The sequence below is a fragment of the Thomasclavelia sp. genome, from assembly GCF_017889095.1.
Classification (GTDB): Bacteria; Bacillota_I; Bacilli_A; order Erysipelotrichales; family Coprobacillaceae; genus Thomasclavelia.
This window is the reverse complement of the sequence record NZ_JAGHEW010000007.1, coordinates 1-9,156: the sequence shown is the minus strand read 5'-3', so window position 1 is coordinate 9,156 and position 9,156 is coordinate 1. Positions and strand designations below refer to the sequence as shown.

The window sequence follows — 9,156 nt, the reverse complement described above, 5'->3', positions numbered from 1 at the left end:
TTTAGGAGCAGTTAGTTTACCATTACTAACCAAATATTTTTTCCAAGTTGAAAATTACGCTAACGCATTCCCAAGTGTCTCTTTTGCTTCTAATTTCGGAGCGGCTGTGTCTTTATCAATGGTTGGCTATATTTATGATTTCTTTGGTTCTTATGTTTATGGTTTTATCATTGCTTTTATCATGATTTCGGTGGGAATTGTTTTGTTGGCAGTTACTAATCATCAACAAAAATCAGCTAAAAAGATGTAACCACATTAAGTTACATCTTTTTTGATATATTCTTTAAATCTAGGATTGCTTTCTAATTGATTATAAATAAGATTAGCTTTATCATCGTTTACATGTTGATAACTTAGATATAATAAATATTGAAAATACAGACTTCGATAATATTCTTTTAAACTCGCCTGATTCCCTTCGATCAGCTCAATGATTCCTTGATAATCTTCTCCTAACAACAAATCATCTGCTTTTAATCTTATCTTGATATAATCACAGTTTAACTTTTTACCAATTTTTTTATTACCATTTAAAATTGCTTCAACACTGTGCCGATAGTTACTAGCTTCTTTTAAATTACAATTATAAGCCAAGACATAGCAATCAAAATAATAAATTAGTTTAAGATTAATATTTCGCTCGATTTTTTTAGAAAATAATTGATTCATTTTTTCTAATAACTGTAAAATCGCTGTTTCTTCATGCAGCCCGATTCCCCCAGAAGCAAAACTTAAAATTAATGACGGTAAAAGTCGATTACTGCTGCCACGATTTAAATGTAATAATAAATATAATACCTCTAGTAATAATTGATCTTTTTCACGATAATCCTTAATTAATTTAAGATTACTATAATTTAATAATAGCGCTTCTACCAGCAGCAAAATCAAAATTATTAATGGCATCCATAAAATACTATCATTACCTTGATTTATCCAGCGATAACTTATTTGATCAAAAATATGAATATCATTGCAAATATAAAACTTAAACAAAGCATATACCAATAAAACTACTAAACTATTAACAATTAATGTTTGACTTAGTTTATATCGATAAAAGATCTGTTTAGCCTGATTGGAAAGATTTGCACTTTCTTTTAAAGGAAAAGCTTTGAGTAATTGATCATTTTTATTCTTTTTAAATATGCCAAAATAAATTACAATTAAAATACATATAGCACCAATAAAAATAATCAATTTACCAGAAAAATAACCAAAATACGAAACCCAAGTATCTAAATTAACATCATAATAAATACGATTTTGATATGTATCATAAGTTATCAGGGCAATAATAAAACTACAAACAAGACAAATAATCTGTTGCCTTCTAATTACCTTCTTTACTATTTCCATTACATTCACCTCATTTAAATCATAGTAATTTTTCTAATCTTTACAATACTTTTCCTTAAATTCCATTATTTCACTAAAATAATTGTTACCCTAAAACTACTTTTAAGTTGACGATAATATTTTTCCTATGCTACCATGACTTAGGGAGGAATGGTTATGACAACAAAAGAAAAAATATTAACTCTTTTAGAAAACAATAAAGGTATTTATTACTCTGGTGAACAGCTCGCTAGAAAATTAAAAATTTCCAGAACATCTATTTGGAAAGCAATAAACAGCTTACGAAAAGATGGTTATCAAATTGATGCTATCACCAATAAAGGCTATTGCCTTAGTGTTGGAAATGATATCATTTCCCTTCAGGGAATCCAAAAATACCTATTGCCGATTTGTTCAAACCTGCAATTTGAAATCCATAAAAAAGTTAATTCTACTAATACCATAGCAAGACAAATGGCTCTAGAAGGAGCTAAAGAGGGGTATGTCATCATTGCAAATGGTCAAGATAACGGTAAAGGACGCCTGGGGCGTAATTTCTTTTCGCCTGAACAAACCGGGATTTATATGAGTATTATTTTACGGCCACAAGATCCTAAGCTAGCTAGTACTTTTACCACGATAGCCGCTGTTGCTGCTTGTGAAGCAATTGAATCTAATTCCAATAAACAAGCTAAAATCAAATGGGTCAATGATATTTTTATTGATGGTAAAAAAGTTAGCGGTATTTTAACGGAGGCTGTTTATAGTTTAGAAAACGGCTTATTAGAATATGCCATATTAGGAATTGGCTTAAATGTCTATCCTCCTCAAGAGGGATTCCCAATTGAATTACAAGATATTGCGGGAAGTGTGTTTAATCAGGTTCATAATGATGCTAAAAATCGTTTAATTGCCAGCTTTTTAAACCAGTTTATGCAATATTATCAAACCAATGATAATTACTTAGACAAATATCGTAACCGCAGTTTTATCATTGGCAAAAAAATTACGATTCAAAAAAACAATTCTACACGATTAGCTACTGCTTTAAAAATCAATGATAATTGTCATTTGGTTGTAAAATACCCTGATGGCAAAATTGAAACACTTAAAGCAGGCGAAATTAGTATTAAATTATAGGAGAAATTATGACAACATCAAATAAAACCAAAAATATGATTATTTCAGCTTTCTTTGTTGCCCTGATTGCTATTGGCGCATTTATTAAAATTCCTATTCCGGTTTTACCTTTTACTTTACAATATTTATTTACAATGCTAGCGGGGTTATTATTAGGTCCTAAACGAGGCTTTATTGTTGTTAGTTTATACGTTATCTTTGGTTTACTAGGTTTACCGATCTTTATCAATGGTGGCGGTCTAGGTTATATTTTTCAGCCTACTTTTGGCTACTTGATTGGTTTTGCTTTTGGGGCTTATGTTACTGGTGTTCTTGCAAGCAAGGAACTTAGTTTTAAACAATTGCTTTATAGTAACTTAGCGGGATTAATGGTCGTTTATTTATTAGGAATGATTTATTATTATCTTATTTGTAATTTTTATTTAGGGACACCAATTGGACTTTGGCCATTATTCCTATATTGTTTTTTACTTTGTGTTCCAGGTGATATTTTCTTATGTATCGTTGGTGCTATTTTAGGAAAACGATTAATTCCTATTATTAAAAAGAAAGGATTTTAATAATGGACTATGTAACCAAACTAAAAAATAAAGTTCTTGCCGGTAAACGTTTAACTCGTAATGAAGCTTTAAAATTATATGATCAGCCACTATCTAAGTTAACTAACGCAGCCAACGAAATAAGAGAACACTTTTGTGCTAACAAATTTGATCTTTGTACGATCATCAATGCTAAAAACGGTCATTGCAGTGAAAACTGTAAGTTTTGCAGTCAATCAAGTTTCAATCGCGCTAAGATTGAATGTTATCCCTTGCTATCTAATCAAATAATCATTGATGAAGCAATAAAATCAGATCAACAAGGGATTTTACGTTTTTCAATTGTAACATCAGGTAAACGCCTAAATGATCAAGAAATCGATCAAGTTTGTCTAGCGATTAAAGAAATAAAAAAACGGTCAACTATTTCTATTTGTGCTTCTTTAGGCTTATTAAACGAAAATCAATATCGTAAATTAAAAAATGCCGGATTAACAAGAATTCACAATAATTTAGAAACCGCCCCTAATAATTTTGCAAATATTTGTACTACGCATACCTTTGAAGATAAAGTCAAGGCCATCAAAGCGGCCCAAAAAGAAGGATTATTTGTTTGTAGCGGTGGAATCATGGGGCTAGGTGAAAGCAAAGAAGATCGTATAGATCTAGCTTTGGCTCTTAGAGAACTGGAAATCAAAAGTGTTCCGGTTAATATGCTTAATCCTATTAGCGGTACTCCACTTCAAGATAACATTCCCCTCACAAATGAAGAAATGTGTCGCATCGTAGCTACTTATCGTTTCCTTCTTCCCGATAGTGCGATTAGATTAGCCGGTGGACGTGGTTTAATGGATGATAAGGGAAAAAGCTGTTTTACCTCTGGTGCGAATGCAACAATAACCGAAGATATGCTTACAACAGCTGGAATTAGCGTGGAAACCGATCTTCAATTAATTGATGAATTAGGATTTAAGGTGGCTTATTGTAATGAGTAAAAAATTATTTATTATTGGAACAAACACAGATGTCGGTAAAACCTATATAACCGGGTTGATTTTAAAAAAATTACACGATCATGGTTACAAAGCTGCTTATTATAAAGCAGCTGCCAGTGGTAATGAATATGATCAAAATAAACAGCTTATCCCTGGTGACTGTAGTTTTGTCAAAAATGTTTCTAAAATTGACCAGTCCCTTGATTCTATGTGTCCTTATCTCTATAAGCAGGCATTATCGCCTCATTTAGCTGCTAAATTAGAGGGAAATCCAGTTGAACTAGACACTGTTTTAACCGGACTTGAAGCTCTTTATCCAAACTATGATTATATTACAATGGAAGGTTCTGGAGGAATTATTTGCCCCATTCGTGATGATGAAACAAAAATCTGGTTAACTGATATTATTAAAGCTGGTGATTTTGACTGCTTATTAATCAGTGATGCCAGTTTAGGAACCATTAATGCCACCTGTCTAACAATCAGTTATCTAAATAGCCTTAATATTAATGTCAACGGAATTATTTTTAATCATTTTCAGCCTGGTAATATCATGCATGAGGATAATTTAAAAATGTGTGAAAAATTCACTAACGTCAAAGTTGTTGCAACGGTTAAAGACAACGATACCGATTTAGATCTTGACCTTGATAAATTAATAGCTTTATATAAAAAATCAGAAGTTTAACGCTTCTGATTTTTAATTAATTTCAATAACAACATATTCACTTTTAGCACCGGTTTTAATCGGATACCGCCACCCGGCAATCCCACTAGTAGTAATTGCCACAAAATTATCAATCTTTCTTTGACCATAAATTAAAGTATCAGATGTAAGTGATTGAAAAAAACGCATTGGAAACAACTGCCCACCATGAGTGTGTCCTGATAGTTGCAAGTCGATATTTAATTTGGCGTTAACTTCTAAATCTAATGGCTGATGATCTAAAATAATCGTATAATTATTTTGCTTTTCTTTAGGAATCATTGCCATTAAATCTGCTGTATCTAATCTTTCACTTGTACCCCAGAAACTAGCATCTTTACGACCAATTAAATTAACCTGCTCTAAACAGACTACTTCATCATTTAAAACCGTAATTCCATTAGCTTCTAAATTAGCTTCGATTTGTTCAACTGTAAATTCAATTCCTTGATAATTAGCTCGTTCGTGATTACCATAAACATAATAAATTCCCAGTTTATTTTTTAACTTTCCCAGAATCTTACTAGCATCGATCATATCTTGATACGGTGTATTTTCATCAAAAATATCGCCAGTTAAAACAATAATATCAGCATCTTCTTTACTTATTTGATCACAATGTTTGGTTAGTTCCTTGACATTCATTGATGTTGACATATGCAAATCCGCAATTTCGACAATTTTTAAATGATCAATTTTATCACTAGTCAATGAATATTTAGTCATTACAACATTTTTAATATTATAATAACCATACCCTAAAACTAAGAGTGTTACCAATAGAGTTAAGATTCCACTTGTAAAAGCAAAACGATAAACAAAATATCGCTTTAAAGCAAAATTAAACAACTCTAAAATTAATGTAATTACTAAAATATGATAATAAATCGTACCATAAAGATTTAAAACATTTATCGCTGGAAATGAAATTACCAGTACAACTAATCCAATCGTAAAAACTACGATCGGCACGGTATGAATATTCAATATATTACGTAAAAAACGGTTAATGAAATAAGTAAAATAGATTACCCCGGGAATAATCGCAATCAACCCTAAATATTGATACATATTTTCCCTCCTGATGTTTTATCATTAATTAAAAACTTTAAGTAATTCATCGTAAGCTGCAATTGCTCATCAATCCAGCTATCAACATCATCTTGATATTTAATTAAAAAATTAAAAATCCGACCCCGACAAAAATCTAAGACTAACCAGGTTATTTCTTTAGCTACCTGTTTATTATTGACTAATTTTAATATTTCATGATTTAAAACTACAAACACTGGTCGTTTTTCATCAAAATAATAATCATCATAATAGCTTAAATGACAACAGTATAAAGTTCGATATACTGGTAGCGGTTCTAACTTAGTCATATTATAATAGGTAATTAAAATAGTCTTAATGTTATCAGATGGCTGTTGATCCAATATTAATTCTTCAAATTGTTCATCTAATTGATGATATACATATAACAAAGCTGCTTCTTTACTAGAAAAGTAAATGTAAAAGGTTCCTACAGCAATATTGGCTTTTTGGCAAATTTCCCGAATTGAAATTTGATCGAGAGACTTTTTTGCTACTAAATCCTCAATCGTTTGAATTATTTTTGCTCTTGTTTGTTTTCCTGTATCTTTCATTGAACCCTCCAATTATAATTAGCTTTATTTTACATGGATATACTTGAAATGACAAGTTGTAAGTGCTATCATTTTAATATGAACAAGTTCATATTTTTATATTTGAGGAGGAAATTATATGGAAGATGTATTTAAACCGTTGTTTGAACCAATGAAAATTGGTAATGTGGAAATCAAAAACAAGTTTTTCATGGCACCAATGGCAACTATTGTCATGACCGATGAAAATCAATGTTATACACCACAAAGTATTGATTATTATGTTGAAAGAGCTAAAGGTGGGGTTGGCTTGATCATCACAGGTGCTAACTGGGTTGATAATGATATTGAACCGCATGCACCATCATCATTCCCTTGCCCTAATAAATTACCAATTTTATATACTAAAATGGCTCGGGAAATGACTGATCGAGTTCATGCTTATGATACTAAGATCTTTTTACAATTAACAGCAGGACTTGGAAGAAGTGCTTTGCCTAACTTCGTTGCTCCAAGTGATTTTGTTGCCCCAAGTAAAACAACTAATCGCTGGTTGCCAAATGTAGAATGTCGAGAATTAAAAACCGAGGAAATTGAAAAGATCGTAAAAGATTTTGGTAGTGCCGCTTTAGTGGCTAAAGAATCTGGTTTTGATGGAGTAGAAATTCATGCCGTGCATGAAGGCTATTTATTAGATTGCTTTACAATGAGTTTATTTAATCAAAGAACTGATAAATATGGTGGGGATTTGAAAGGCCGTTTGACTTTTGCTATTGAAATTGTTCAAGAAATTAAAAACAAATGTGGACAAGATTTCCCAGTTGTTTTACGTTTTTCAATTAAAAGTTATATTAAAGCATTACGTCAAGGCGGTTTACCAGGTGAAGAATTTGAAGAATTAGGTCGTGATGTTGATGAAGCTATCGAAGCTATAAAAATTCTTCAAGAAGCAGGTTATGATGCATTTGATGCTGATGCGGGAACTTATGATTCTTGGTACTGGGCTCATCCACCAATGTATTTTAATAAAGGAATGTATTTACCATTAGCCAAACAAATTCAAGGTGCAAGTAAAGTACCGGTAATGGTAGCGGGAAGAATGGATGATCCACAAATGGCAGTTCAAGCTTTAAACGATGGTATCATCGATGCAGTTGGTTTAGGTCGTCCGTTATTAACTGATCCTGATTATGTTAATAAATTAAAAACTAATAAAGCTAAAAACATTCGTCCTTGTCTAGGGTGTCATGATGGCTGCTTTGGTCGTTTATTACAGCATGGTCTTGGCAGCTGTGCGGTTAATCCTGAATGTGGTCGGGAATCATTAGTTGGCATCAAAAAAGCGGAAACTAAAAAGAAAGTTGTAGTTGTCGGTGGTGGTCCTGGTGGTATGGAAGCCGCTCGAGTTAGTGCAATTCGCGGTCATGATGTTACTTTGATTGAAGCCAACGATTCTTTAGGTGGCGCATTAAGAATAGCTGGTGTACCAGATTTTAAAGAAGATGATCGTGATTTAATTAAATGGTATGCAACTGAATTAGAAGAATTAGGTGTCAATGTTAAGTTAAATACTAAGGCAACTAAGGAAATGCTAGAAAAAATGAATCCTGATGCTATCTTTGTAAGTGAAGGTTCATCACCAGTTGTTCCTAAGATCGACGGAGTTGAAAATGCTGCTTTAGCCCAGGATGTAATGTTAGAAAAAGTACCAGCTGAAAATAATATCGTTGTTATTGGTGGCGGTTTAGTTGGTTGTGAATTAGCGCTTCATTTAGCTAAACAAGGTAAAAATGTAACTATTGTTGAAGCATTACCAGATATTTTAAAATCTGGTGCCCCACTTCCACCAATGAATGAATTTATGTTACGTGATTTATTGGCTTTCCATGATGTAAAAATCAAAGCTAATCAATGTGTTACTGCCATCAAACCAGATAGCGTTACTTTAACTGATGAAATAATTAACTGTAACCAAGTTATCCTAGCTGTTGGTTATCGAAGCAATCATACTTTGTATGATCAAATTAAATATGACTATCCAGAAGTATTTAATGTTGGTGATAGTCGTGATGTTCGTAATATCCGTGGTGCTATTTGGGATAGTTATGAAGTTGCTCGAAATTTATAAAACAAGACTTCGGTCTTGTTTTTTTATATAACAGTATATAACAGTTGACAACAGTTATATACTGTTATATACTGTTTATAGATAGGAGGTAGTTATGCAAATAATAATTAACAACACATCGATGATTCCTATTTATGAGCAAATTATCGATCAAATCAAAACCGCAATTATTAATGGCAGTTTAAAAGAAAATGATATTTTGCCCTCGGTTCGTGCTTTGTCTAAAGAACTAAAAATAAGTGCTTTAACTGTCAAAAAGGCCTATGACATTTTGGAACAAGATGGTTTTACAACTACTGTTCATGGTAAAGGTACTTATGTAAAAACCATTAATCAAGAAATATTTTTAGAAGAGCAAAAAAAAGAAATTGAAAAAGATTTAGAAACAGTTATCCAAAAAGCTCGTCACTATGGCTTTAGCAAGCAAGAATTAACAGCTTTATTTGAACTTATTTTGGAGGAATGATTATGCTTGAAATTACTAACTTAACAAAAAAATATCCCCAATTTACCTTAAACTGTTCCCTAACAGTCAAACCAGGAACAATCACTGGCTTAATTGGTCAAAATGGTTCGGGGAAAACAACAACTTTTAAGGCTATTTTAGGTTTAGTTAAAATAGATAGTGGTGATATTTCCATTTTTAATAAAAATATCAATCTTTTAACTAATGAAGATAAACAAT

Annotated in this window: 10 protein-coding genes and 1 pseudogene; 8 read left to right on the top strand and 3 right to left on the bottom strand. The window is 31.8% G+C overall.

What is annotated here, in order from left to right:
* A pseudogene (locus J7M77_RS00240) lies at positions 1-250 on the top strand (hypothetical protein); the annotation flags it as partial.
* A gap of 5 nt (positions 251-255) precedes the next feature.
* On the opposite strand, the gene J7M77_RS00235 reads toward J7M77_RS00240, so the two are convergent.
* A complete protein-coding gene (locus J7M77_RS00235) occupies positions 256-1,359 on the bottom strand; it encodes a hypothetical protein (RefSeq protein ID WP_296874851.1) in 1,104 nt (367 codons plus the stop codon).
* A gap of 156 nt (positions 1,360-1,515) precedes the next feature.
* Here J7M77_RS00235 and J7M77_RS00230 point away from each other — a divergent pair, with 156 nt between their 5' ends.
* The 4 genes from J7M77_RS00230 to bioD are packed head-to-tail and all read left to right on the top strand — an operon-like array spanning position 1,516 to position 4,700.
* Positions 1,516-2,478: a biotin--[acetyl-CoA-carboxylase] ligase gene (locus J7M77_RS00230; RefSeq protein ID WP_296874849.1), complete on the top strand. Its 963-nt coding sequence runs from the start codon at positions 1,516-1,518 to the stop codon at positions 2,476-2,478.
* Between the two features lie 8 nt (positions 2,479-2,486).
* Positions 2,487-3,038 carry a biotin transporter BioY gene (locus J7M77_RS00225; RefSeq protein ID WP_296874847.1) on the top strand — a complete coding sequence of 184 codons (552 nt, stop codon included), beginning with the start codon at positions 2,487-2,489 and terminating at the stop codon, positions 3,036-3,038.
* 2 nt (positions 3,039-3,040) lie between these two features.
* Entirely contained in the window at positions 3,041-4,012 is a 972-nt protein-coding gene (gene bioB / locus J7M77_RS00220; RefSeq protein WP_296874845.1) for a biotin synthase BioB, read from the top strand.
* Positions 4,005-4,700 (top strand): dethiobiotin synthase, encoded by a 696-nt coding sequence (gene bioD / locus J7M77_RS00215; protein ID WP_296874843.1) that lies wholly within the window; start codon positions 4,005-4,007, stop codon positions 4,698-4,700. Before bioB ends, bioD begins: the two co-directional genes overlap by 8 nt.
* Before the next feature lie 12 nt (positions 4,701-4,712).
* On the opposite strand, the gene J7M77_RS00210 is transcribed toward bioD, so the two are convergent.
* On the bottom strand, positions 4,713-5,789 hold the full coding sequence (locus J7M77_RS00210) for a metallophosphoesterase (RefSeq protein ID WP_296874841.1): 1,077 nt from the start codon (positions 5,787-5,789) through the stop codon (positions 4,713-4,715).
* Complete coding sequence (locus J7M77_RS00205; RefSeq protein ID WP_296874839.1) at positions 5,774-6,364, bottom strand: TetR/AcrR family transcriptional regulator; 591 nt, start codon at positions 6,362-6,364, stop codon at positions 5,774-5,776. The genes J7M77_RS00210 and J7M77_RS00205 overlap by 16 nt, the downstream gene beginning before the upstream one ends.
* Positions 6,365-6,482: 118 nt before the next feature.
* On the opposite strand from J7M77_RS00205, the gene J7M77_RS00200 reads away from it, so the two are divergent.
* The 3 genes from J7M77_RS00200 to J7M77_RS00190 form a co-directional block, all read left to right on the top strand.
* Entirely contained in the window at positions 6,483-8,471 is a 1,989-nt protein-coding gene (locus J7M77_RS00200; RefSeq protein ID WP_296874837.1) for an FAD-dependent oxidoreductase, read from the top strand.
* A gap of 94 nt (positions 8,472-8,565) precedes the next feature.
* A complete protein-coding gene (locus J7M77_RS00195; protein ID WP_296874835.1) occupies positions 8,566-8,937 on the top strand; it encodes a GntR family transcriptional regulator in 372 nt (123 codons plus the stop codon).
* Positions 8,938-8,939: 2 nt separating this feature from the next.
* On the top strand, positions 8,940-9,156 hold a 217-nt coding region (locus tag J7M77_RS00190; protein ID WP_296874833.1), incomplete at its 3' end, for an ATP-binding cassette domain-containing protein.